Source organism: Lampropedia aestuarii (genome assembly GCF_004803635.1).
Classification (GTDB): domain Bacteria; phylum Pseudomonadota; class Gammaproteobacteria; order Burkholderiales; family Burkholderiaceae_C; genus Lampropedia; species Lampropedia aestuarii.
The window spans coordinates 238,693-261,568 of sequence record NZ_SSWX01000002.1 but is presented as its reverse complement, the minus strand read 5'-3'; the positions used below and the strand labels follow the sequence as shown (position 1 = coordinate 261,568).

Below are 22,876 nucleotides of genomic sequence, written 5' to 3'. Positions count from 1 at the left end.
ATTGGTAACGATCTACGACCCACCTGAAGGCGATAAAGTCGCTTTGAATTTTATAGCTGGCGATTATTTGCCACCAGCTGGGGATAGGGTCGCTTTAAATTTTGGTGATAGTGAATCGCCAATTGGAGAAGACCGTTACATTTTTCCTTTGTCTTGGGATGGCCTGAGCACTGGCGACGCTGAAGTCGTTTCAATGCGTCGCACACTACAAGCAGCAGGTTGGAGTAGTCATGTACTTGGCAAGAGTCAGATCTACAACAATGCGCGACTACTGCGGCCAAGTGGCATTTTGTCTGGCAATAGGTTTGGCTCAGCGACTGTTTCAAAGAGCCAGGATATTTGGCCGACTGGCATTCAGTCTGGGGTATTTGGCCAAACTTCGCTATCGAATTGGACGAGAGATATAGAGCATGTAGGTTCTAGCTTTCTTGCATTTGGACAGACGAGAGCCTTTAACCGAGACCAATACCTGCGCGCAGGCAACATCAACCCGAGAAACCTGTATGGCAGTGCCAGACTAAGCCATCGTGAGTTTTACCCTCGCCCTTCAGGTATTCAGTCTATGGCTTTGGGCCAGGCATGGCTCTCGCATGAGGTGCGCGGTTTCGCAGCAGTCGGCGGCGTTCAGTCGGCCAGCTATGGCAGCGCTTGGGTGAGCCACACACTTCGTGATTTTCGTGCGCGGGGCATCGATAACATGATTGCCATGGGCAACCCCCGTGTGCAAGACAAAGCGCGAGAAGTAAAACCGGATGCATGGGATTCGCAAACGTTTGGCTCGACCATTCGGCCTGTCGATCAAAGCCTATTCTTGATAGGTTGGCGCACCGGCGCGATGGGGGGCGCTTCCTATCTTCAAAACTTACGCCTGCAGATAGAGCCTATCGGCTTCCATGCAACTGAAGGTGAGCAGTACCGTTTTGGTTGGGTTGAAGCCCAAATGATGCTGCGTTACGTCAGTCAGACTCCAAGCGCTGAGACCGAAGGCGGTATTTTTGGCCACTGGACTGCTATTGAGAACATCAACCGTGCGATGGAGGTGTATGGGTTCACTGGTCTGCGGTTTGGCTACACCAACATCTACAACAATGCTCGCACAATCGACATACGGGGCATCGACAGTCTAAATTTTGGTGCGAACTTAGCTGACTTAGCTGAGCGTGTGATAGCGCCTAGTGGATGGGACTCTTATTTTTCAAGTCGGTATAACGCTGTTCACAACGACATGCGCCCCATTGGGCCCGATGGCATTGCGCCGGAGTTGGCGTTTGGAACGGCTGACGTAAAAAATACGCGACGGTACTACGAGCGCCTTGGAAATTTTGATTCGATAGTTTTTGGCCGGGCGTGGCTTTCCGAAGCGTTACGCTCAATTGCAATAGAGCCACGCTGGAGCATTGAGCCGCCTCAAGTTGATGGGCCAGTTGTGCAACTATGGACCCGGTATCTTGGCGTGCAAGGTATAGACGCTTTTCGCGCCAGCAACCATGACGTGGGTATCCGTTGGAATGAAATTCTGGCAAGGTGGAGCAAGTCATCCGACTGGTTTGGCTTTGCCACACTCAAAAATCTCACGCCCGAGTTGCAATTTGAAGGGACCGAATTACAAGCGTTTGGGAGGCCTTTTGTCAGGTTGCAGTGGCAGGACTATGATGTGCAGGGGGATTCACACCAAGTTTTCGGCAGGGCGCAGGTCGAGTATCGAACCAAGATTCGAGAGTTTCGTGGATTTGACCCGTCACGTATTCCAGCAAGCCACCTTGTCTATAACGCCTACATTCCACCACCGGAGCCACCAGACCCCAACCGTTCTATTTTTCCCAGGGGCTTCAATAGCGGGGGCGTTGGAATACCTAAATTCCCGTGGGATATGCAAAGCACCCGGCTGGTGTATGTGACTGGGTGGAAGTCGTCGAATGAACCCGCTGTGCATGAGTTTCAAACCGGGAACATTGAGAATATCAGCATCGACGTCGATGGTGAAACCGCTTTTGGTACAGCTACGCTGGGCAATAAGAACAGGGCCGTATTGGTAGCTGGGTTTCCTAATGCGATGGTATTTGATCCGCCACGTCCTGCATTCAGCCCACACGCAATTTATGCGACTGTAGAGGCTCCGCCGCAAGCTGTTCGCAACCACCCCTTTCGTTTGCTGCACTACGTTAACAGCGATGGGGGTGAAAGGGCACCAGGTGTCGTATTCGGTCGTGCATGGCTTCGCCTCAACCCGGTCCCAGATCAATCAATATACCCACGCTGGGGTCCTTTGCCGAGCGCCCAATTTGGCGATTTGGCAATAGAGAATTGGCACAGATATTTGTATCCAGAAGGACTGAATTCGCTAGAGGTGCGTTTTCATGTCATGTTGGGCGGTGATTTGGTGACTGAGCATTACGACAGCTCAGACACAATGAAGCTGGGCAATCCAATCGTGCGTTTTGCCAGCTTGGGTCCAGTGGACCCTACGCACTATGTGATGCCCTCGGGTGTTTATCGTGATCCATTTTTGGGTTCGAAGCATGAGGTGCAACATTTTCACAGGCAGATGCAGCTTTCTGGATGGGCATCTAGCAGTCTAGGCAGCTCGCGTGGTGGGCCTGTATTCATGCGGCAAAGCCTATATGCTGGCCCGCCTAGAAATCCTGAATTTCAAGGTTTTGAGATTTCTAAATATGGGACTGCTTGGCTTTCACATTGGATTCGTGAAATTAAGCCTCATGGAGTGGATGCTCTTGAAATGGACTACGCGATGTCTGAATTTGATAAGCGCATGCGTGTGACTGGAACACCAGAAGCCGGTCAATCAGCCCAAGACATTCGCTTTCTTGGCTACGACGCAATGAGAGCCGGTGTGCCGGATGTTAAAAACTTGGTGCATTTCATCACCCCAGATGGCAATGCCGATATGTCAAGGAGCCCATTAGCATGGCCGACACAAGACTGATGCCGCTGGCAGGAATCAATAATCGCGCAGAGGATGCTGCCCTAGTACGCGGCGGGGATTCGCCTGCAGTGTGGGTGCGAGAAGCCCTGAACGTGGACATTACCGAAACTGGCCGCCTGAACATGCGCGGCCAGGTGCGCGCGGTCACGCAGACGCCCTATAAGCACCTGTGGTTCAGCGCGTTGCATGGTGATCTGTTTGGCGTGCTTGGCACGCGCTGGGTCAAAATTCACCCCGATGACTGGAGTTATGAGGAACTGGCCGACCTTGGCGGCAGTTGGGCCAGCCATTGTGTGATTGACCAGCGCGTGGCTGTTGCTGGCGCTGATGGCATTTTTGTGTACGACGGAACAAAGGCAGAGCCGTTGCAGATGCACACACCCGGCATGCCTGCAGTGTCTGATCTTGATGGCAGCCTGCCGCCAGGTGATTATGGGGTGGCCGTTTCCTGGCTGCGCGGCAGTCTGGAGTCGTCGGTGTCTGAGGTGGCTTTTGGTCCAGCACAGTCCGGTGGACTGCGGGTTTCGTTCCCGTTTTCGCTCGATGATTCGGTGACTGGCGTTCGACTTTACATGACAAAGCCTGGCAGCCGTGAGCTGCAGCGTGTGGGCGATTACCTGGTATCAGCCCAGGCGGCCGATGTTGTGGCCCCGCCGGCGCTGGGTGGCTCGCCTGAGTTCCAGCACTTGGATGCCATGCCATCTGGCAGATTCATGCACCATTGGCGTGGCCGACTGCTGACATGCACGGCGCGCACCCTACATTTCTCAAAACCAATGGCAGTGCACCTGCACGACTGCAGGCACGACTTTGTGCAATTGCCCCAGCGCATTACCTTTGTGGCACCGGTGGAGGGCGGGATATGGGTTGGCCAAGTGGATCACATTGTTTTCCTCTCCGGCACGCAGCCCGATGACCTGGTGGTGCGCAGATTGGCCGGCCAGCCTCCTATCCAGGGCAGCGCCACGCTAGTGCCTGCAGAGCAGCTTGGCGAATTGGCCGGTGGCAATGCAGCTGCCTTGTGGCTTTCTGCTAATGGCTACGTGGTTGGAACCTCAGAGGGTGAAATTGTGGAGTTGCACAGAACGGTGCTTACCGGCATTGCGGCGACAGCTGGCGCGACGGTGCTGGTGGGCGAGCGCCTTCTGACCGTTCTCCAACCTGCATAGGGTTTCGTTAAAAGCTACGCCGCTGGCAGACTCATAGCATCTACACAGGAGTTTGCTCATGCTCAACGTTTCTAAGCGCCTGGCTGGCGCAATGCTCGAATCCTTGGCCGCCGATCACTATGAGGTGACACCGGAGGGCATTGTATTTCCACGCGAGTCGGTGCGTGTCTCTGGCCATTTCGTCCTGGATGCTGCGGACGGCACGCGCCATGTGTCGCGCAACCTGCGCATGAAAGAAGGTTTGTTGCATGACTTGAATGTGGCCTATGGCACTACACCAAAGCCAGCGGGTTACTTCATTGCTCTGTTTTCTGGCAATACGGCCCCCGCATTCAACTGGGCCGCTTCCAGTTTCTCCACTGTGGCATCTGAGATTGTGAGCCAAACCGAGGGCTACACACTGACAACTCGAATTCCTTGGACACCGAAGGCAAATGCAGCCGACGATACGCACATCGATAATTTCGGCAATGAAGTCGAGGTGACATTCGCCACTGAATCGGTGGTGAATGTGACAGGTGCTGCGCTGCTGACAGCTTCGGCCAAAGGCGCTACCACGGGCGTGCTGCTTTCTGCCAGCCTGTATCCAGCACCGCAGTCGTTCCAGAACGGCGGCACCTTCCGTGTCGGCTATCGCACAGAACTGACCCAGTGATATGCATGCGCCCAGACCGTATGGGCGCTTCGCAGAGGATGCCGAGCTATCGACAGAAGATGCCGCAGCAGTATCGTTTCTCGCCAAGCGCCTGAGTAACTTCAAGCAGGTATCCGAACTGGATAGCTTGCGCTGGCGCCGTGTGCTCCCAAGTGGCCGAGAGGCCATTTTGCGCGATATGGGGGGCGTCTTTAAAGTGGTGGTGCTGAGCCAGAATGAGCCGCCACCGCCAGCTGCAACCAAATTTGCCACCGATCCCACGCGTGCGCCCATGCTGTTTAGCGGGGTGCCGACTGTCACGCGGGTGAATCTGGCAGAGAACGGCAAGGTCCGAATTTCATTGACTCAGACATGCCGCAAGCGGCTTGTGCAGTACGGGCAGGGGATGGCGCCGGCCAGTGTGGAGCTTGAGCGCTTCAATGTGCCTGTGGCGTTTCAGGATCTTCGACCTTTGGGTGCGGTCAACCCTGACATGCTTTTCACGCAATACGACAAGCTCTACCCATCGTGGTACTCAGGAGCCATGCAAAAGCTGGTGCAGTGCGTGCTTGGCTATGGCCAGCAGGGCATTCCATCGGGCGTGACGGGTGATGCTGTGTACGAGGGGGCTTACCTGGCTATCCCCAAAGAGTACCAAAAGGAAATTGCCCAGGAGCTGGAGGGAATAACTCCAATCGCTTGCAGCGGCGAACCCATTGCCGATGGCCAAGTGCGCTATGACTTTCATTACTCACGCACACATGCAGTCACGATTGCTGGCGATGGTAAGCCGTGGCTTGTGCAAGTGGTAGGGCAATGGGTAGATGCCATGCCGCTGCCGGTTGTGCCCACCACAGCCACAGCTGGGTTTAAGGCGTTTGTGCGCTCGGTGGGGGATGATGAATTGCTCGAATTGCTAGATACATTTGGCGGCATGCCAACAGGCGAGCTGTTCCCAGAAGACGGATCAAGAGAGGCTTGGCGCAAGGCCGGTGCCATCGTTCGCGTGGGTGGTACCGGTGGCTTTTACCAGCACTCTGCACTGTTCGATACTTGCGGCTGGGCTTTTGCTGACCATGGGCGAGAGGGCTATAACACCTGCATCGAACGAAGAATCAACGATCCAGTGGAAGAAACCGGAATGCTGATCGCCCACGGATTCAAGATGAAAGTCAATATCGGCGCGAGCAGCTTTGATGGCAAAAGGCCTGCATGGTGGGTGCAGTTGGACCAGGAGACTGAAGGCACCTTGATGCGATATTTTCGCCGCCTGTTTGATGGGTTGGCGCAGGTTGCGCCGCAGGAGCGAGCCGCAATCGAGTTCAAAATGTGGCGCTCTGGAAGGAATACGGTGGCCAGCAGGCTCCCATTCTGGGACTCACAGGATTTCGATTTCGAGATCAATTATTGGCGCAATATGGAGCTGGCGCCTTTGGCTGTGGCCAGCGGCGGTGCAACACGGGTGGCTTCTGGCCCCTACGTCCCGCATATAGATTTCAAAGTGCCCAGCACAGCACTAGGCGGCAATATCGATTTGCGCACTGAGATGTGGCACGACCCCAATAAGCTGAGCGGCTACCCACAGCGCTGGGACACAGTTTTGTATGGCTACTACAGCGGTAATACTCTGAAAGTCGTCAAACAGCACCGCGAGGATGGCGTTTCGCATTTCTCGGATAGCCCTGCATTTCCATCGTGCATGCAGGTGGGCACATTCGAACGCACACAAGAGTCAGGCACGGCGCGCGTGGCAGGCGGAATCTACACCACGGACTATGACTACCGTGAGGAATTGCGCAGCGATACCGTGACAACAACCAAGATCGTAGGCAAGGATTTGGGTTACAGCGAGCCTTACTTCATATTCGATTATGAAGGGCTGCAGTATGGTGCGCCAGGTTTTTTGTACCGAGCCCGGTACTACCAACGGGAGCGCACTACAACAACGGTTTATGGTGGCCAATCCTTGGCTGTGGGCGCCTGCGTTCCTTTCTACAACCGCAACGCACTGATTTTTGTGCACGCGAAGTGGAACAACGGGCGTTCAGAGATTGAATACCAGCTATCCCTAGGCTGGCAGGTCGATCCAACAAGATACCCCATTCATTGGGTAGATCAGTCTGGGGGATGGGGCGCGAGTCGAATCAAAGTCACCGTAACAGGTGGTCCGAATAAATCGGTGGTGGCATGTAATTTTGCGGATGATGGCGATTGGGCTGGACTGCGAAAAGGGGATGTAATCACAAGCTACATCAGGAGCATTAATTGGCCGATCCCGCAAATTCATCCCGTGTGGGGTGGTGGGCCATGGGGGACGATTGGATCGGGATGGACGGGCGGGGGATCTTGGCCAAAAATTAAACCTACCCCGCAAACCCTTGAGGTCAAGCCTGCCGGTACGCCATACCAGGGCGATGTGGAGTGGGAGCAGCGCGGCGCGAAAACGATTCTTACTGGGGTGGATGTGCAGTGGAATTACCTAATGATGTCGCCGCCAAGAGGCGGCCAATTCGCCACATTCCAAGAAGACTCAACAAGAAACGCAATGGGCCAAGCCATGCTTGAAATGACGACCGCAGGCGCGGCAAGAAAAGGCTTTAGCCGATTGCAGGACGCGCGGCCTTTGCCACTGTTTATAGGGGTTGTGAATGAGTGATGCGCACGAATATGTCACCGAAATAACGGTATCCAACGATGTTTGGCGCACGGGTATAAGCCAACGGCAAACAGAGACGACGCGCTCTGCTGCGACCTTTACTGGCACTCCTGGCATTAGGGTGGTTGAACGCGCCATTTCATCAGGGCAATTTGCCGGTGTTGTGGCCACGCCGATGATTGAGCGGGCCGTATCGCGTGGCATTTTTGCTGGCATGCGTGACCTGTCGCTGGGCATTACGGAGCGTACCAAGTCGTCAGGGGCGTTTACTGGCACGCGTGGTTTGGCGATTGTGGAGTCTGCGAAAGCATCGGGCCAATTTAAGGGCACGCCAGTAGCGCGTATCACCGAATCAGCAAAAGCATCCAGCCAGATGCGCCTGGGCATTGGCGCGGCCACAACGGAGCGAACCCGGTCAAAAGGCACATTTGCCAGTGCTGTCACAGCGTACATCACCGAGTCAGCAAGAGCCAATGAGCATTGGCGCGGTTTGTCTGGAGTGTTGATACGCATCACGGAAAAGACGATAGCCAAAGACCACATTCAAGGTAACGCGGCAATCACCATCCGTCTGACTGAATCCGCAAAAGCACGGGATGTGATTTGGGGTGTGAGCGGCGCCACTTTGCGACTGACTGAAACAGCTTATGCGCGTGACATGTGGCGGTCTATAGGGGAAGCTCCACAAGGCTATGCATGGACCGCGCACACGACTGGCTGGGCGATGTCGCGCTACGACCGCTATCCGTTTGACTCGATTGTGGTCTGCGATGGCCAGGCTTTTGCATCCGGCGATGGTGGGGTATGGGCCTTGGCCGGTGGCGGTGAAGTCATCGATGCGCGATTGACGACCGGAAAAATGGATGTTGGGCGGGGCATGCTGGTGCACCCCACCCAAGCATTTATGGAGTACGAGTTGAGCGGTACCGCGAACATGACCGTAACCCAAACGCAGAGCGGTGCCCAAGCTCAGTCGTGGACGTACCCGCTAGCGGGCGAGCCCGCTGCACATCTGACCAATGGCCGCTTCATCTTTGGGCGCGGTCTGCGCGGGCGGCATTTCACGTTTGATCTGCGCCTGAATGGCGAGCGTGCGCATATCAATGATCTGTACGTGACCGCCGATGCAACCAAAAGGAGAATTTGATGGCATCCCAATATCCCGAACTGGCCGCCATGGGCATGGCTATGAACGTGGTTGAAGATCAGCGCGCGCTGATGAACTCCAACCTGGTTGATTGGTCCTCTGCGCTGCGTGAAGCCCTCAATGACTTGGGCGGAATTCGAGTGGGCGCTGTTCCAGCACCGGTCAAGCCTGTGTTTCCAACCCCCCCTGACATGGGTGTGGACCTGCGACCGCAACCCACTTTCACACCGCGCGCTATTGATCTGCCCAATGTGCCCCAAAGCCCCACTATCGACGGTCTTCTGTCCGACCTTGACTCCATTGCCATGGATGCAATTCCAGCGGCACCGGTTCAGCCAACGCTGACGATTCCGAACTCACCAGCCATGAACTTGCCGGTACCGCCCACAAGGCCAGTAATCGACACCGACGTGACACTGCCTGGCGCACCGGTCTATGACTTGCCGCAAATAGGCGCCCTCAAGGACATCCCAGATTTTGATTTTCCTTTGCTGGAGGACTTCAACGGCGTGGCGCCAAGTGTTGATTTTGCTGTGCCCAATGTGTTCATCAACTGGGCAGAGCCAGTCTATGAAAGCGAGCTGCTGGACGACCTACAGGCATGGGTCAAACGGCATATGCAAGGCGGTACCGGTTTGCCTGCCCACGTAGAGGATGCGCTTTTCAACCGCGCCCGCGACCGCGTGACCGCTGAGACGCGCCGCGCCGTAGACGAAGCGGTGTCTACATGGGCCTCACGCGGGTTTTCAATGCCGCCGGGCATGTTGGCCAAGCAAGTGAACGTGGTCAAAGAGCAGGGCCGTGGCCAGGCGGGCGAGCACAACCGCGACGTGCTGATTGAGGCCACCAAATGGGAGATCGACAACATCCGTTTTGCAGTCGAGCGCGGCATTGCATTGGAAACGCTGGTGCAGAACGTCTTTGAGAACACAACCAAACGGCTTTTTGAGGTGGCGAAGTTTGGTGCTGAGGCACAAATAATGGTGTTTAACGCCCAGGTCGGCTTATTCAATGCCAGGGTGCAGGCCTTCTCTGCGATGCGTGATGCATTCCGCATGCGACTAGATCGGGCGCTGGCCACACTAGAGGTTTGGAAAACGCGCGCCCAGGCCGCGCAGGCCCACAACAGCAATGAGGTGGAGATGTTCAAAGCCAAGTACATCGCCGTGCAGCAGGCCGTTGAGACATTCAAGGCCATGATGGATGGCGCCAAAGTCAAGGCCGATGTGATCCAGGCCCAATTTCAAGGCTACCGAGCTGACGTGCAGGCCTATGCCGAGCGCGTGGGTGCTGAAAAGGTGAAGTTCGATGCCTACGACTCACAAGTGAAGGGCGAGACGGCTAAAGCGGGGATGTTTGAAGCCCAATCGCGCGCCTGGGCCACTACGGTGCAGGCCATATCGAATAAGGCCGACATCAAGATCAAAGGCAAGCAGCTGCAGATGGAGGGCGCTCGTGTCCTACTGGCCGAATACCAAGCCGATGCGGAAATGTGGCGCACCAAAGTGGATGCCATGCTGCGCCAGGCCGCGTATGAGGTGCAGGCATTTGGTGCAGAAACGGAAGGGTGGCGCGCTGGCGCTGCAGTCAACGTGTCGCAGGCTGAAATGAACCAGCGACTGTATGACCTGCAGGCCCGCACAAATATTGCATTCACTGAGGCGCAAATCAGCGAGTACAACGTCAAGGCACAGCATGCAGTGCAAACAGCGCAGTTGGCCATGGAGGCGGCAAGGGCAGTGGGCCAGTTCACGGCTCAGCTGGCTGCTGGCGCATTGTCTGCAGTGAATATCTCTGCTGGCGTCTCGGGTTCTGGATCGCAGTCTGGCTCTTGGGGCCGCACCGACTCATACAGCTATGAGCGCTGACCCTGCATAGGGTTTAGATAAAAAGCCAATGGCCGCGACACTGCGGCTATGAAAAAAGTTCTAGCCGCATTCCTTGCGCTCATTGGCATCCACCAGCACCTGACTGCTGAGCAGAAGCAAGACCTTGCTAATGCCGCTTGGCAGGCAAGTCCTGCCGCTGCTGCCACTGGCGTGACCAAGGCCTGGGGGCTGCCGCTGAGCGAATGGCTGGTGCTGGCCTCAATTGCTTTTATTGCCTTGCAGGCCTTTTATCTGATTTGGAAGTGGCGCCGAGACTACGTGCGCACCCAGGAGCGCCGTGCTGATCGTGAGCGTCTGGCCGCAATGGCGCGCGCCCCTGCAGCCGTTTCGGATACCGACCTTTGCGGCCTGGAGACACGAGAATGAGCGAAAAAAACAAAAACTGGGGCAGTCTCAGCGTTTTAATCGCGGCCGTAATTGCTGGTGTGGTGGCAATTGAGGGTGGCTACTCCAACGATCCAAATGACTCAGGCGGCGAGACAAATCACGGTATTACCGTGGCGGTCGCCCGAGACCACGGTTTCACCGGAGCCATGGCGGATTTGAGTGTGGAAAAAGCACAGGAAATCTATGCCGAGTCCTACATCAAGAAACCGAAGTTTGATCTGGTGCTGGCGCTTTCACCTGCCGTGGGCACGAAGCTGACGGACATCGGTGTCAATGCCGGTCCAGCTAGGGCTGCGCGCTGGTTTCAGCAATCTCTCAATGACTTGAGCCGAGGCGGCCGCGATTACGCGCCCGTGGTGGTCGATGGCGCAATTGGCTCGCGCACCATGCTGGCCTACCAGGCCTTAGAGAAACGACGGGGACGGGTAAAGGCCTGCGAGCTGACTCTCAAGCTGCTCGATGGCTACCAGGCCGCCCACTACTCAGCACTAGCCAAAGGCGTTGCCAATTCCAGCTTCATGGTCGGCTGGGTCGATCACCGTCTGGGTAATGTGCCGTTGTCGCGCTGCAATGAATCCGTCGCTGGAGTGTAGGCGTGAGCTTATCCACCGTAACCCACATTGCCGCCGCCACTCTTGCCGGTGTGCTGGTTTGGCTCTTCCAATCTGCGCGGCTGGGGGCGGATCTGGCGGACGAGCGCCTGCAATCAAGCAAGTACCGCCACCAAGCCACCATCGAGCGAGCTGCGGCCAATGCTCGTGTGGCCAAAGCCAGCGCTGACGTGGCCGCCAATTACCAAGAGGTCCTGAACGATGCAATCGCCAAACAAGCCGCCTTGCAGGCTGACGCTACTCGCGCTCGCCGTGAGTCTTACAGCCTGCGCAAGCAACTCACCGATGCCGAGCAGCGACTTGCCGACGCTTCCGCCGCCACCCTCATTGAGTACGCCAGCACCACAAACCAGCTACTCGGAGAGTGCAGCAGCGAATACACAGCGCTGGCAGAAAAAGCTGATGGACACGCAGCTGATGCAGCAACCTGCCGCGCAGCCTGGCCAGTGATTCCCCAAACCAAGGAGAAATTTCAATGAACTTCGGTGACGCCATCAAGGAACTGAAACTAGGCAAGCGCCTGCAACGCACTGGCTGGAACGGCAAAGGCCTGTTCATCTATCTGGTGCCAGCCGCCAGCTACCCGGTGCAGACCGGCGCGGCCAAGGAACATTTTGGCGAGGGCGCGATGGTGCCCTATGCGGCCTACCTTGCCCTCAAGAACGTAGACGAGACAGTTAGCACCTGGGCGCCGAGCATCAATGACACCTTGGCCGATGACTGGCAAGTGGTCGGTTGCACAGTACCAGCCCACCAGCAGCGTGTGCTCGATGAGAAACGTGAACTCGATGAGCGCCGCGAGAAGCTGGCCGCCTTCTACTCAACGCCGATCTTCAATAGCCTGCCTGAATCCGAGCAATCTCGCTTGTTGAGTCAGGGTGTAGCCATGCGTACTTACTCGGAAATTCTTGGCGATCGCATTGCCAATTTCTAACCAAATCAAGGAGTAAAAAATGGCAATCACCGACTACAAAGTAGTGAAGGCCCCATTAGGGGATGCAGAAACCCTGATTGGACGATTGATCGCAGACGGCTGGCAGCCATTGGGGGCGCCGGTCATGCTGGAGCCAGACAACGGCACAATTTACCAGGCGGTGACCAAGGGCGTGGCCGAAGGTGGGGGCGGATCTGGCCCCGTAACAATCGTCGTTAACGACATCACCGATGCCACTGAAACAGGCAAGGCCTTGATGCTGTCCGCGAATGCTGTAGCTGCCCGCACAGCCATTGGTGCAGGCACATCGAGCCTCGCATTAGGCACATCTGGTACCACTGCCAAAGCTGGTAATTACCAACCTGCAGCCGCAAACATCAGCGACGCTGGCGCTTTTGGCCGCCAATTGCTGCAAGCTGCAGACCAGGCTGCCGCCAAAGCGCTGCTGGGAATCGAGTAACCCGTTTGCCCGCCATGGCCAGGGATTCCGCAGTGAGCCGCTGCACCACCAATTAGGAGTTCGATATGCGTACCAACCGCCTTTTCTCTATCGCAGTTGTTGCTTGCCTCGCTGGCGCTGGCGCTGTATCTGCTGGATTTGATGTGGTCGACCGTGCCCGCATTGTCGTTTCTTCGGCAATCACTGGCTGGCTGATCGATGGCTTGAAGTTATTTGCCACGCCTAAGCTGGTGCTGCATAAGTTGCCCACTCCACGTCCCGGACTTACATCACGCCAGCGGCACGACCTGGGCCAGCGCCGCGCGAAGCGTTTGGTGACACAGCCGCAATGGAGTTTGATTCCATCGACGTGACAGATCTGTTCATATGACTTCAAAAAAGCCCGCGAATTGCGGGTTTTTCTTTTTCGAAAGTGCGCAGTATTTGGTCACGATTGGCCGAATTTCAGAACTTAAAGCCCTCTGAAGATATGTCCTTTGAGCCGCGACTCGCGTGATTGATTTGACGGTAGCAATCGATCTGGTGGCTCATGCTACTAAGCGAAGGCGCGGTGTTTCTCGTTTTGGCGGCTCTGGAGTCGTTGTTCCATGCTCACAGGCATACAAAAACTCCGCCCACTTAGCCATAGCAATACGTCGCTCGGGAATCTCCGTTCTTACATCGTAGATGCCTTCCATCCCCTTCAGGGTGTGGTTCAAGGCGATTTCAGATATTTCACGACTAACCCCTATATTGCGCAAATGCCCCTTCGCTGTGGATCTTGTGTCGTGAGGCGTGAAGCGGCGAATATCAATGTCCCCCCTCTTGAACGCCCTATTAAATGCGGCCCATAGAGTAGAGCGACAGATGTTTACGTCGCCAAACTTCTTAATGCGATCAGCCCGTCGCGACGGGAGCAGCCAAACCGAGTCTCCGGAAAGTGCAATAAGCTCCTGGAACCATTCGATGACCAAGGGGGCCAGAGGCACCATAAATCCAGAGCGCGTCTTGACGTTTTCTGCAGGAACCCACCAATTTCCATTTTCTAGGTCTATGTGCTCTTTCTTGGCACTTACTAGCTCGTAGCCACGCACACATGTTGCAAGCAAAATTCTAAATGCCAGCGCGTTCTCTTTGCCCAGGTCATCGATGCCGCGCAACAACGTAGAGATCTCATCAGTTGTGAGCATCATTCTGGTGCGAGGCTTTGGGCGTGCTCCCATGATTGATGTGATCTTGATTCCTGTGCAGGGGTTCGCGGCAATGAGGGTGATGCCGCATGCGTGATCAAGCAGCATGGACATACTAGTTAATAGGCGCTTGGTTATGTTCCAAGTGCGCTTGGCATTCCTCAGCATATTCACAATGTCTATGCTTGTGACTGTGTCTACACGCCACGACCCAAATGCAGGAAGAATAACGTTTGCATAGTCGTGCTCGCGGCTTTCGATAGTCGAGGCAGAGTAGTTCCTACTATTTAGAACTTTAGCCCGGAAGTCATCAACCAGATCGCGCATCGTCCATGCTTGGGCCGCTCGCGCTTTATCTTGCTGCTTGATTGCAGCGGGATCTATGCCTCGGTCAATCTGGGCACGCTTTTCGCGGGAAAGTTCGCGTGCTGCTGCGAGTGAGATATCAGGATAGTTGCCAAGTGTAAGTTCTCGGCGCCGGCCTCCCGGCACACTGAAGCGAAGCACCCAGGCTGCAGTGCCCTTAATAGATAAAGTGAAGGTCAACCCATCGCCATCCGAGCGTGCAATAGGATCGCCTTTTGCGATCCAACGCCGTATCTGAAGGTCTGAAAGAACGTGGCTGAGTTTTGCCATAACACCTCTGTAAGCCGCGATAAAGGTAGCTAGGAGGCTTAGCTACCACCTTAGCTACCAATAGTGTGTGAGTCTTTATGAAGCATTGCGAGACAGCATGAAACGCAAATTTCAATCACATCATACACTTAGCCAAATTCTTGAGACATACTGAGTCACTATGATTCTTGAATCTATCTTCCAGCTGGCAAGGGAGATGGGCATGGTAGCTAGGATGATAAGAGGAGAAAGAAATCAATGGACGGAGCGCACTGTGCGAGGCTGGGCAAACAGTCGGTGCGCGCCACAGGCAGAAGTGGGGCAAGTATATCGAGCTGGGCATACCCATGTGATACCTTGCTGGCGGATCTTGTAGATGCCTTTTGATATAAGCAGGCATCACGATATAGCTTTTACATCTGTTGTTGCGAAGCCAATTCGGATGTCTTTTTGATGAAAATTACAAAATGATTTTTTTGTTACTTTAAGATTCTTTTGTTTGGTCGTGTTTTTGAATTGCTCTTAAAAATCAAGCAATTGGAATTTCAATTTTTGGCAGTGCATGCAAATACTGTGTTTTTCAAATGCCAAATATCATATATAGAACGCAATAAATAGTATTGACCGCTATTTGCTATTCGTTGAAACTTCTCCAAGGCCTTTTATTGTGCACTGCAACATGCAGCTAGGCCAAGGCGGATGTGAACTACACAATTTGCATCCATTCAGTCATTGCGAGCCGCTCAGCGAGCGGTCTGTTCAGCCTCCAGGGCATATTTGAACCAGCATGACGATTAGTTTGAGAGCCTGGCTCTCCCTCAAAAAATGATGACCTTGATGAAATCATCGATCGCAGCGCTGCGCGCTGTCTGCATGAACGGCTTTGCGCTAGTGGGTGCATTGGCTGTATTTTGCGCGTTGGTGGTGTTTTCTTACCCTGATCTGCGCATGCAAGGTGAGCAATGGTTGTACGGCCAGTTGTATGAGCGCAAAGTAGCGCAAGTGCAGCTGGACGTCGAGCATGAAGCCACCGAACGTGTGACTGCGGTCAATTTGTTGGACTTGTCTGAAGAGCAGGCCGCGGCCGCGTTCTGGCTGAGCAAGAAGTACCGCGTGGCACCTGAGCCAATGGGGGCCTTGGTCGCCCAGGCTTACGAGTTGGGCGAGAAACGTGGCTTAGATCCACAGCTGATCCTGTCGGTGGTGGCTATTGAATCGCGCTTTAACCCATTTGCACAAAGTGCGGTGGGGGCGCAAGGTTTGATGCAAGTCATGACCAATGTGCACGAAGACAAATACGCCAACTTTGGCGGCACGTTGGCGGCGTTCGATCCATTGAGCAATATGCAAGTCGGGTCGCTGATTTTGAAGGACTGCATTGACCGCTTCGGTGGTATTCAGCCTGGCCTGGTCTGCTATGTTGGCGCTGCTAAGCTGCCCAATGATGGCGGCTACTCCAGCAAAGTGTTGGCAGAGCAAGCCAGACTCAAAAGTGCGACCAGCACTCCAATGAATGCCATGCCTCCAGCCTTTAAACAGGCATTCGACAAGCGCAAGGAATCTCAGCAGCGTGAGCTGCTTGCTGCTGCTGAGAAGGCCGCTGCCGATGAGGCCGCGCAGACTTCCAATGCAGATGCGCAGTACCAGGCGCTGGATGCTGCACTGGAGAATGTGGCTGCGATGGTGGACTCCAAGCAAGCCACTCATGTGGTGGCACAAGCCGGCGGCGACAAGCCTGCAACCGCCACTCCTTGACTTGGAGCCAGCCGGCTCACAATCTGGGCGCGACAGCACGGAGATTTTGAACAGGCTTTAGGCGTCAATGGCGTGGTTCACCCTCGGCCTATGCGTATCTTTGTGCTGCCAGCGCCGCTCTCGCAGTGGCGATGGCAGGCAAAAGTGCATTTGTGGCCAATCTGGAGCCATGCGCAAACGTTGGCCAAGGGTTTTTCAGAGCTTCCCCGGGGATGTTCCATTACACTAATGCCCTGCGCAGCCATCCCTTGCCTGTGCAGAGAGCTTGAGGGTCGAGTTTGGTTGTCCATTTGCCTTTGTCCATGACTGGTATTGGCGTGTTGGGCCAAGCCGCCAGACAAACCCATCAATTTCCGTTTCGTTAAGGATAGCTACCACCATGTACCAACGCGATTTGCTGGTTGACCAAGTCGATCCAGAGCTGTTTAAAGCCATTCAGTCAGAAAATGTCCGTCAGGAACAGCATATTGAGCTGATTGCCAGCGAAAACTATGCTTCACCTGCTGTGATGTGGGCGCAAGGCACCCAACTGACCAACAAATACGCCGAAGGCTATCCTGGTCGCCGGTATTATGGTGGTTGCGAGTTTGTCGATATCGCTGAAGAACTGGCCCTGAGCCGTGTGAAAAAACTGTTTGGAGCAGAAGCTGCCAACGTGCAGCCACACTGCGGTGCCTCGGCCAACCAAGCCGTTTTCTTGGCGTTTTTGCAGCCAGGCGATACCGTGATGGGGCTGAGCCTTGCAGAAGGCGGTCACTTGACGCACGGTATGCCGCTGAACATGAGTGGCAAATGGTTCAACGTGATCTCGTATGGCTTGAACGAACAAGAAGAGATCGACTACGACGCGATGGAGCGTCTGGCCCATGAGCACAAGCCCAAGCTGATCATTGCTGGAGCTTCCGCTTACAGCCTGCACATCGACTTTGAGCGCTTTGCCAAAGTTGCCAAAGCTGTTGGTGCGCTCTTCATGGTCGACATGGCCCACTACGCAGGTCTGATTGCTGCGGGTTTGTATCCAAACCCTGTGCCGCACGCCGATGTGGTGACTTCGACGACGCACAAGAGCCTGCGCGGCCCACGCGGCGGCATCATTCTGTGCAAAAAAGAACACGAGAAAGCCATTAACAGCGCCGTGTTCCCTGGCTTGCAAGGCGGTCCATTGATGCATGTGATCGCAGCCAAAGCCGTGGCCTTCCTGGAAGCGTCGCAGCCAGCCTTCAAGGTGTACCAACAGCAAGTGCTCACCAACGCCAACATCATGACCAATGTGTTGGCCGAGCGTGATCTGCGCATCGTCAGCGGTCGCACACAAAGCCATTTGGCCTTGGTCGATCTGCGCGCCAAAAACATCACCGGCAAAGAAGCCGAGCGCGTGCTGGGCGAAGCCCACATGACAGTGAACAAAAACGCGATCCCGAACGACCCTGAAAAACCAATGGTCACCAGCGGTATCCGTGTTGGTACGCCAGCGATGACCACACGCGGTTTTAAAGACGAAGAAGCCTTCTTGACTGCCAACCTGATTGCCGATGTATTGGACAACCCAAGCGATCCTAAGCACATCGCTGAAGTGCGCGAGCGCGTGCATGAGTTGACCAGCCGCTTTCCTGTATATGGTTAAGCAGGCCGCTTGACTTCGGGTCACAAGCCGCTGTCATTAATCCACACCGCGCCGCCAGGGCTTGCTCTGCAGGCGCGGTTGTCATATTTGCATAGCCAACTCACCTACGCCAAAGTATTGCCAACATGAAATGCCCTTTTTGTGGTCACGAGGACTCCCAGGTCGTGGAAACACGGCTCTCGGAAGACAACACCAGCATCAGGCGCCGCAGGCAATGCGTAGCGTGTGAGAAGCGTTTTACGACCTATGAGCGTGCCGAGGTCAGCATGCCCACTGTGGTTAAAAGCGATGGCCGCCGAGTCGAATACCAAAAGCACAAGCTGCGTGAATCGATTAATTTGTCGCTGCGTAAGTTGCCGGTCAAGACGCAGGACGTTGACGATGCGGTTGCCCGCATTGAGGTGTACTTGCTCAGCTTGGGCGGGCGTGAGGTCGACTCGCGTGTGATTGGCGAGGCTGTGCTCAAGGAGTTGCGTGCGTTGGACAAAGTCGCCTTTATCCGTTATGGCAGTGTCTACCGCAACGTGGGGGATCTGGATGCGTTCAAGCATTTGATCGACCAGGCTGGCAACCAGCCCGAGAGCTGAAATGCACGGCTGGTAGCGCTTGCGTGGTATCACCACAAAAAAGGACGCGTTGTGCGTCCTTTGTGCTTTTTGCGGTGCCCGCCATGGCGTGTGGCGGGGCTTTGAGCTTATGGCTTGGTGTTCCAGGCGTCGGTGCGCTCAAACACCGCAATGCTCTCAACATGGGCGGTGTGCGGGAACATGTTGACCACACCGGCGGCGGTGCAGCGGTAGCCCGCATGGTGCACCAGCAAACCTGCATCGCGAGCCAGGGTGGCAGGCGCGCAGCTGACGTAAACAATGCGCTGCGGAGGCATCCAATGGGGATCGTCATGGAACGGCTCGAGCGCGCTCTCGGCATGCTGGTTCTGGGCTGTTTCGTCTGAGGCGGCTTCTGCATCGGCAACTGCCAGGTCGCTCTGACCGGGATAGCCCATGCGTTGCTGGAGGATGTGTGCCAAGGCTTTGGACAAGGCATGTGCGCCTTCGCGGGGCGGGTCAATCAACCATTTCTCGGCCACACCATCGGCTTGTAGCAACTCGGGTGTCATATTGAACAGGTTGCGGGCAACAAAAGTCGTCGGCGCCAGTGGCGGCAGTGCCAGCGCCTGTGCCTGGCGCTCGTGCTGGTTGGCTTGCCAGTTGTCGCTGGCGCGGCCGACCAAAGTGTCGCTGCCTTCAATGCCCAGTACTTCACGGCTTTGTGTCGCCAATGGCAAGCTGAAGTTGCCCAGGCCACAGAACCAGTCGATCACGCGCTCGTTGCGCTGCACTTGCAGCAATTGCAGTGCGCGCCCCACCAGCACGCGGTTGATGTGCGGATTGACCTGGGTGAAGTCGGTTGGCTTGAATGGCATGCGAATGCCAAACTCAGGCAGCGTGTAGGCCAGCTCGGCCTTATTGCCGCCGTCTTCAAGGCGGTGCACGGTATCAGGTCCTTTCGGTTGCAGCCACCACTGCACGAATGGATGCGCTTGCGCGAAAGCGCGCAAAAGGGCCAGATCGCCCGTGCTCAAGGGCTCCAGATGGCGCAAGACCAGGGCGGTTACCTCATCACCGCAGGCCACTTCGATTTGCGGGCAGGTTTCCTTGGCCTCCATGCTGGCAATCAGCGCGCGTAGCGGCAGCAGCAAGTCGTCAATATGCGGCGGCAGAATGCGGCAGACTTTCATGTCGGCGATGTAGCGGCTTTTGCGCTCATGAAAGCCCACCAGCACGGTTTCTTTTTTGCGCACATAGCGCACCGATAAGCGCGCGCGCCAGCGGTAGCCCCAGTCCGGGCCCTGGATGGGGCGCATCACGCGTTCGGTTTTGACTTTGCCCAAATGCCAGAGGTTGTCTTCCAGCACGCGCTGTTTGACGGCCAACTGGCCAGCGACGCTTAAATGCTGCATCTTGCAGCCGCCGCAGGCTTCCTGGTGCAGGCCAAAATGCGGGCAGTGCGGTGTCACACGTTGCGAGGACTCGCGCAAGATGTTGTTCAAACTGGCTTTTTCCCAGTTGTTTTTGCGTCGTGAAATGGTTGCCGTGACTACTTCGGTGGCCAGGGCACCTTCCACAAAGACCACCTTGCCACCTTCGCGGTGGGCGACGCCTTGGGCTTCCATGTCGAGCGAGTCAATGAACAAGGCATTCTCAGGATACTGAGGGCTTGCGTGGGGCGCAGTGTTTTCTGATGACATGGTGCAAACGCCGTGGGGCGAGGGGCATAGGCTTGGTTGGACTATGCGTTGTAGTGGGGTGATGCCTGTAATAGCTGCGCAAAAGCCAGCCATTGAAAGCATGCGAGAGTCGCCGTGCCCAAATACTGGGCACCAAAGGGGCGCTATTTTAGTGGAACAAGCCGCTATTGGGGCAATGGCCGAGTGATTCTTGTGTTTCAAATGGGCTGCACAGGTTTTGAGCCACCGCTGGGCTGCATTGAAAAAGCCACCTTGGCAGCTGTGTGGCACAACTGCTAAGGTGGCTTTGGACGCTCGGCTTACCTTGTGTTTAATGAATGCGCATACCTGGTTGTGCTCCCGGGAAAGGCTCGAGCACATAAATGCCTGGATGGGCTTTTTCATCGGCGTGGCTGGCGGCCAGCACCATGCCTTCGCTGAGGCCAAATTTCATCTTGCGCGGAGCCAAATTGGCCACCAGCACTGTCAGCTTGCCGACCAATTGCTCGGGCTGGTACATGCTGGAGATGCCGCTGAAGACGTTGCGCGTTTTGGCTGCGCCATGCTCGTCCTTCTCGCCGGCATCCAGCGTCAGTTGCAGCAATTTGGTCGAGCCTTCAACCGTGTTGCAGGCCAGAATCTTGGCAATGCGCAAATCAACTTTGGCAAAGTCCTCAATGCCAATCGTTGCTGCCACCGGCTCGCCCCCTGGTGCATTTGGGTCAATTGGCGCTACATCGGCTTTGGCTGGTTTGCTGCCTTTTTTCGCTGCAGGTGCCGCTGCCGCATTGGCAGCCGTTGCAGGCGGGGCAAACAAGGCTTCGAGTTGCTTGTCCTCCACGCGTTGAATCAAATGCTTGAAGCCAGCGATCTGGTGGCCTGCTCCCAGCGGCGTTTGTGCGTCCTGGAAAGTGAAGGGCGTTTGCACTTGCAGAAAGCCTTCGACTTGTGCGGCCAGTTGCGGCAAAACCGGTTTGAGGTAGATGGTCAGAATGCGGAAGGCTTCGATACAGGTGGTGCAAACATCTTGCAGACGCGCGTCTTGAGCAGGGTCCTTGGCCAGCTCCCAGGGTTTGTTGGCATCGACAAACTCGTTGACACGGTCGGCCAATTGCATGATCTCGCGCACGGCGCGTGCGGTGTCGCGTTTTTCGTAGGCGTCGGTGATTTCGTTATGGCTGGCACGCATGGTTTCCAGCAAGGCATGGCCATCGCCTGAGGGCAGGCCCAGGCGGCTGTCAAAGCGCTTGGTGATAAAGCCGACGGCGCGACTGGCGATGTTGACGTATTTACCCACCAGGTCGGAGTTGACGCGGGCCATGAAGTCTTCGGCATTGAAGTCGATGTCCTCATTGCGGCCATTGAGTTTGGCTGCCAGGTAGTAGCGCAGCCACTCTGGGTTCATGTTCAGATTGAGGTACTTCAGCGGATCCAGACCGGTGCCGCGGCTTTTACTCATTTTCTCGCCATTGTTGACGGTGAGGAAACCGTGCACGCAAATTTTTGTTGGCGTTTTGCGGCCGCTGAATTTCAGCATCGCGGGCCAGAACAAGGTGTGGAAGGTGACGATGTCTTTGCCAATGAAGTGGTATTGCTCCAGTTCCGGCTGGGCCATGTAGGCGTCGTAGTCTTCGCCACGGCGGCTCAGCAGGTTTTTCAGCGAAGCCAGGTAGCCCACTGGCGCGTCCAGCCACACATAGAAGTATTTGCCCGGTGCATCGGGGATTTCAATGCCGAAGTAGGGCGCGTCGCGGCTGATGTCCCAATCGCCCAGGCCTTCGCTGGTGCTGCCGTCCGGATTGGTGCGCACGGTGAACCACTCTTTGACCTTATTGGCCACCTCGGGCTGCACATGCTGGCCGTTTTGTGTCCACTCCTGCAGAAATTCCACGCAGCGGGGGTCCGACAATTGGAAGAAGAAGTGTTCAGACTCCTTCAGCACGGGCTTGGCGCCTGACAAGGCCGAGTACGGATTGATCAGCTCAGTTGGTGCATAGACCGAACTGCAAACTTCGCAGTTGTCGCCGTACTGGTCTTTGGCGTGGCATTTCGGGCATTCGCCCTTGATGTAGCGGTCCGGCAGGAACATGCCTTTTTCAGGGTCGAAAAACTGCTCGATCGTGCGGGTTGCAATCAAGCCGCTGGCTTTGAGGTCCTTGTAAATACTTTGCGCCAGTGCGGTGTTTTCGTCGCTGTGGGTCGAGTACCAGTTGTCGAAGCTGATGGAGAAGCCATCGAGGTATTGCTGGCGGCCCGCGGCGATGTCGGCGACAAACTGCTCAGGCGTTTTGCCGGCTTTTTCGGCTGCGATCATGATTGGCGCACCATGCGCGTCATCGGCACCGACAAAGTCCACACGGTGGCCCCGCATGCGCTGGAAACGGACCCAGGTGTCGGCTTGGATGTACTCCATGATGTGGCCGATATGGAAGGTGCCATTGGCATACGGGAGCGCGGTGGTGACAAAGATCGTGCGTTGGGTCATGTCGAAAACTACAACAGGTCGTGGGCTAAAAAACAAAGGGTTTGATGGCCGCTTGTGAAAGTCTGCGCCTGCGACCGCGAGGGACGCGTGGCGTGGGGTGCTGACAAGATGGCAAGCCGTGGCAGGCCGTGCTGTTGGCACTACTGCATTCTATGCCAGTGAGCACCTTT

At 55.7% G+C, this 22,876-nt stretch carries 18 protein-coding genes; 15 read left to right on the top strand and 3 right to left on the bottom strand.

The annotated features are described in order from the left end of the window. The first annotated feature begins 1 nt into the window (after window position 1). From E8K88_RS02530 to E8K88_RS02475, 12 genes are all read left to right on the top strand, one after another. Window positions 2-2,944 carry a hypothetical protein gene (locus E8K88_RS02530; protein ID WP_136405066.1) on the top strand — a complete coding sequence of 981 codons (2,943 nt, stop codon included), beginning with the start codon at window positions 2-4 and terminating at the stop codon, window positions 2,942-2,944. After that, window positions 2,926-4,113 carry a hypothetical protein gene (locus tag E8K88_RS02525; RefSeq protein ID WP_136405065.1) on the top strand — a complete coding sequence of 396 codons (1,188 nt, stop codon included), beginning with the start codon at window positions 2,926-2,928 and terminating at the stop codon, window positions 4,111-4,113. The genes E8K88_RS02530 and E8K88_RS02525 overlap by 19 nt, the downstream gene beginning before the upstream one ends. 58 nt (window positions 4,114-4,171) lie before the next feature. Then, window positions 4,172-4,768 (top strand): hypothetical protein, encoded by a 597-nt coding sequence (locus E8K88_RS02520; RefSeq protein ID WP_136405064.1) that lies wholly within the window; start codon window positions 4,172-4,174, stop codon window positions 4,766-4,768. Between the two features lies 1 nt (window position 4,769). Further along, complete coding sequence (locus tag E8K88_RS02515; protein ID WP_136405063.1) at window positions 4,770-7,403, top strand: hypothetical protein; 2,634 nt, start codon at window positions 4,770-4,772, stop codon at window positions 7,401-7,403. Beyond that, window positions 7,396-8,550 (top strand): hypothetical protein, encoded by a 1,155-nt coding sequence (locus E8K88_RS02510; protein ID WP_136405062.1) that lies wholly within the window; start codon window positions 7,396-7,398, stop codon window positions 8,548-8,550. Before E8K88_RS02515 ends, E8K88_RS02510 begins: the two co-directional genes overlap by 8 nt. Beyond that, window positions 8,550-10,418, top strand: coding sequence for a hypothetical protein (locus tag E8K88_RS02505; RefSeq protein WP_136405061.1), 1,869 nt, complete (start codon window positions 8,550-8,552; stop codon window positions 10,416-10,418). Before E8K88_RS02510 ends, E8K88_RS02505 begins: the two co-directional genes overlap by 1 nt. Before the next feature lie 48 nt (window positions 10,419-10,466). Continuing rightward, window positions 10,467-10,805: a hypothetical protein gene (locus tag E8K88_RS02500; protein WP_136405060.1), complete on the top strand. Its 339-nt coding sequence runs from the start codon at window positions 10,467-10,469 to the stop codon at window positions 10,803-10,805. Then, window positions 10,802-11,419: a glycoside hydrolase family 108 protein gene (locus E8K88_RS02495; RefSeq protein WP_136405059.1), complete on the top strand. Its 618-nt coding sequence runs from the start codon at window positions 10,802-10,804 to the stop codon at window positions 11,417-11,419. The genes E8K88_RS02500 and E8K88_RS02495 overlap by 4 nt, the downstream gene beginning before the upstream one ends. Window positions 11,420-11,421: 2 nt before the next feature. Next, the gene (locus E8K88_RS17975) at window positions 11,422-11,916 is read left to right on the top strand and encodes a hypothetical protein (RefSeq protein WP_168797227.1); all 495 of its coding nucleotides are present in this window, start codon (window positions 11,422-11,424) and stop codon (window positions 11,914-11,916) included. After that, window positions 11,913-12,371, top strand: a complete 459-nt coding sequence (locus E8K88_RS02485; RefSeq protein ID WP_136405057.1) for a DUF2829 domain-containing protein — start codon at window positions 11,913-11,915, stop codon at window positions 12,369-12,371. The genes E8K88_RS17975 and E8K88_RS02485 overlap by 4 nt, the downstream gene beginning before the upstream one ends. A 19-nt stretch (window positions 12,372-12,390) precedes the next feature. Continuing rightward, a complete protein-coding gene (locus E8K88_RS18150) occupies window positions 12,391-12,831 on the top strand; it encodes a hypothetical protein (protein ID WP_205880004.1) in 441 nt (146 codons plus the stop codon). A 65-nt stretch (window positions 12,832-12,896) separates the two neighbouring features. Then, window positions 12,897-13,184, top strand: a complete 288-nt coding sequence (locus E8K88_RS02475; protein ID WP_136405056.1) for a hypothetical protein — start codon at window positions 12,897-12,899, stop codon at window positions 13,182-13,184. Between the two features lie 174 nt (window positions 13,185-13,358). Here the strand turns inward: E8K88_RS02475 and E8K88_RS02470 are convergent, their stop codons facing one another. Then, the gene (locus E8K88_RS02470) at window positions 13,359-14,636 is read right to left on the bottom strand and encodes a tyrosine-type recombinase/integrase (protein ID WP_136405055.1); all 1,278 of its coding nucleotides are present in this window, start codon (window positions 14,634-14,636) and stop codon (window positions 13,359-13,361) included. An 816-nt stretch (window positions 14,637-15,452) separates the two neighbouring features. Here E8K88_RS02470 and E8K88_RS02465 point away from each other — a divergent pair. The 3 genes from E8K88_RS02465 to nrdR all read left to right on the top strand — a co-directional run bounded on the left by E8K88_RS02465 (window position 15,453) and on the right by nrdR (window position 18,581). Continuing rightward, window positions 15,453-16,370, top strand: coding sequence for a transglycosylase SLT domain-containing protein (locus E8K88_RS02465; protein ID WP_240754281.1), 918 nt, complete (start codon window positions 15,453-15,455; stop codon window positions 16,368-16,370). Between the two features lie 379 nt (window positions 16,371-16,749). After that, on the top strand, window positions 16,750-17,994 hold the full coding sequence (glyA, locus tag E8K88_RS02460) for a serine hydroxymethyltransferase (RefSeq protein WP_136405053.1): 1,245 nt from the start codon (window positions 16,750-16,752) through the stop codon (window positions 17,992-17,994). A gap of 125 nt (window positions 17,995-18,119) precedes the next feature. After that, window positions 18,120-18,581, top strand: coding sequence for a transcriptional regulator NrdR (gene nrdR / locus E8K88_RS02455; RefSeq protein ID WP_136405052.1), 462 nt, complete (start codon window positions 18,120-18,122; stop codon window positions 18,579-18,581). Between the two features lie 107 nt (window positions 18,582-18,688). Here nrdR and rlmD read toward each other — a convergent pair whose 3' ends face one another. Together rlmD and metG are read right to left on the bottom strand one after the other, a co-directional pair. Beyond that, window positions 18,689-20,242 (bottom strand): 23S rRNA (uracil(1939)-C(5))-methyltransferase RlmD, encoded by a 1,554-nt coding sequence (gene rlmD / locus E8K88_RS02450; RefSeq protein WP_136405051.1) that lies wholly within the window; start codon window positions 20,240-20,242, stop codon window positions 18,689-18,691. A 310-nt stretch (window positions 20,243-20,552) separates the two neighbouring features. Continuing rightward, window positions 20,553-22,706, bottom strand: a complete 2,154-nt coding sequence (gene metG / locus E8K88_RS02445) for a methionine--tRNA ligase (RefSeq protein WP_136405050.1) — start codon at window positions 22,704-22,706, stop codon at window positions 20,553-20,555. Window positions 22,707-22,876 lie beyond the last annotated feature (170 nt).

Excerpts from the sequence above, each read along its gene's own strand:
- E8K88_RS18150 (WP_205880004.1), top strand. The coding sequence starts at position 12,391 with ATGGCAATCACCGACTACAAAGTAGTGAAGGCCCCATTAGGGGATGCA.
- E8K88_RS02515 (WP_136405063.1), top strand. The coding sequence starts at position 4,770 with ATGCATGCGCCCAGACCGTATGGGCGCTTCGCAGAGGATGCCGAGCTA.
- nrdR (WP_136405052.1), top strand. The coding sequence starts at position 18,120 with ATGAAATGCCCTTTTTGTGGTCACGAGGACTCCCAGGTCGTGGAAACA.
- E8K88_RS02510 (WP_136405062.1), top strand. The coding sequence starts at position 7,396 with ATGAGTGATGCGCACGAATATGTCACCGAAATAACGGTATCCAACGAT.
- E8K88_RS02520 (WP_136405064.1), top strand. The coding sequence starts at position 4,172 with ATGCTCAACGTTTCTAAGCGCCTGGCTGGCGCAATGCTCGAATCCTTG.
- E8K88_RS02485 (WP_136405057.1), top strand. The coding sequence starts at position 11,913 with ATGAACTTCGGTGACGCCATCAAGGAACTGAAACTAGGCAAGCGCCTG.
- E8K88_RS02465 (WP_240754281.1), top strand. The coding sequence starts at position 15,453 with ATGAAATCATCGATCGCAGCGCTGCGCGCTGTCTGCATGAACGGCTTT.
- E8K88_RS02500 (WP_136405060.1), top strand. The coding sequence starts at position 10,467 with ATGAAAAAAGTTCTAGCCGCATTCCTTGCGCTCATTGGCATCCACCAG.
- E8K88_RS02505 (WP_136405061.1), top strand. The coding sequence starts at position 8,550 with ATGGCATCCCAATATCCCGAACTGGCCGCCATGGGCATGGCTATGAAC.
- E8K88_RS02495 (WP_136405059.1), top strand. The coding sequence starts at position 10,802 with ATGAGCGAAAAAAACAAAAACTGGGGCAGTCTCAGCGTTTTAATCGCG.
- rlmD (WP_136405051.1), bottom strand. The coding sequence starts at position 20,242 with ATGTCATCAGAAAACACTGCGCCCCACGCAAGCCCTCAGTATCCTGAG.
- E8K88_RS02525 (WP_136405065.1), top strand. The coding sequence starts at position 2,926 with ATGGCCGACACAAGACTGATGCCGCTGGCAGGAATCAATAATCGCGCA.
- glyA (WP_136405053.1), top strand. The coding sequence starts at position 16,750 with ATGTACCAACGCGATTTGCTGGTTGACCAAGTCGATCCAGAGCTGTTT.
- metG (WP_136405050.1), bottom strand. The coding sequence starts at position 22,706 with ATGACCCAACGCACGATCTTTGTCACCACCGCGCTCCCGTATGCCAAT.
- E8K88_RS02470 (WP_136405055.1), bottom strand. The coding sequence starts at position 14,636 with ATGGCAAAACTCAGCCACGTTCTTTCAGACCTTCAGATACGGCGTTGG.
- E8K88_RS02475 (WP_136405056.1), top strand. The coding sequence starts at position 12,897 with ATGCGTACCAACCGCCTTTTCTCTATCGCAGTTGTTGCTTGCCTCGCT.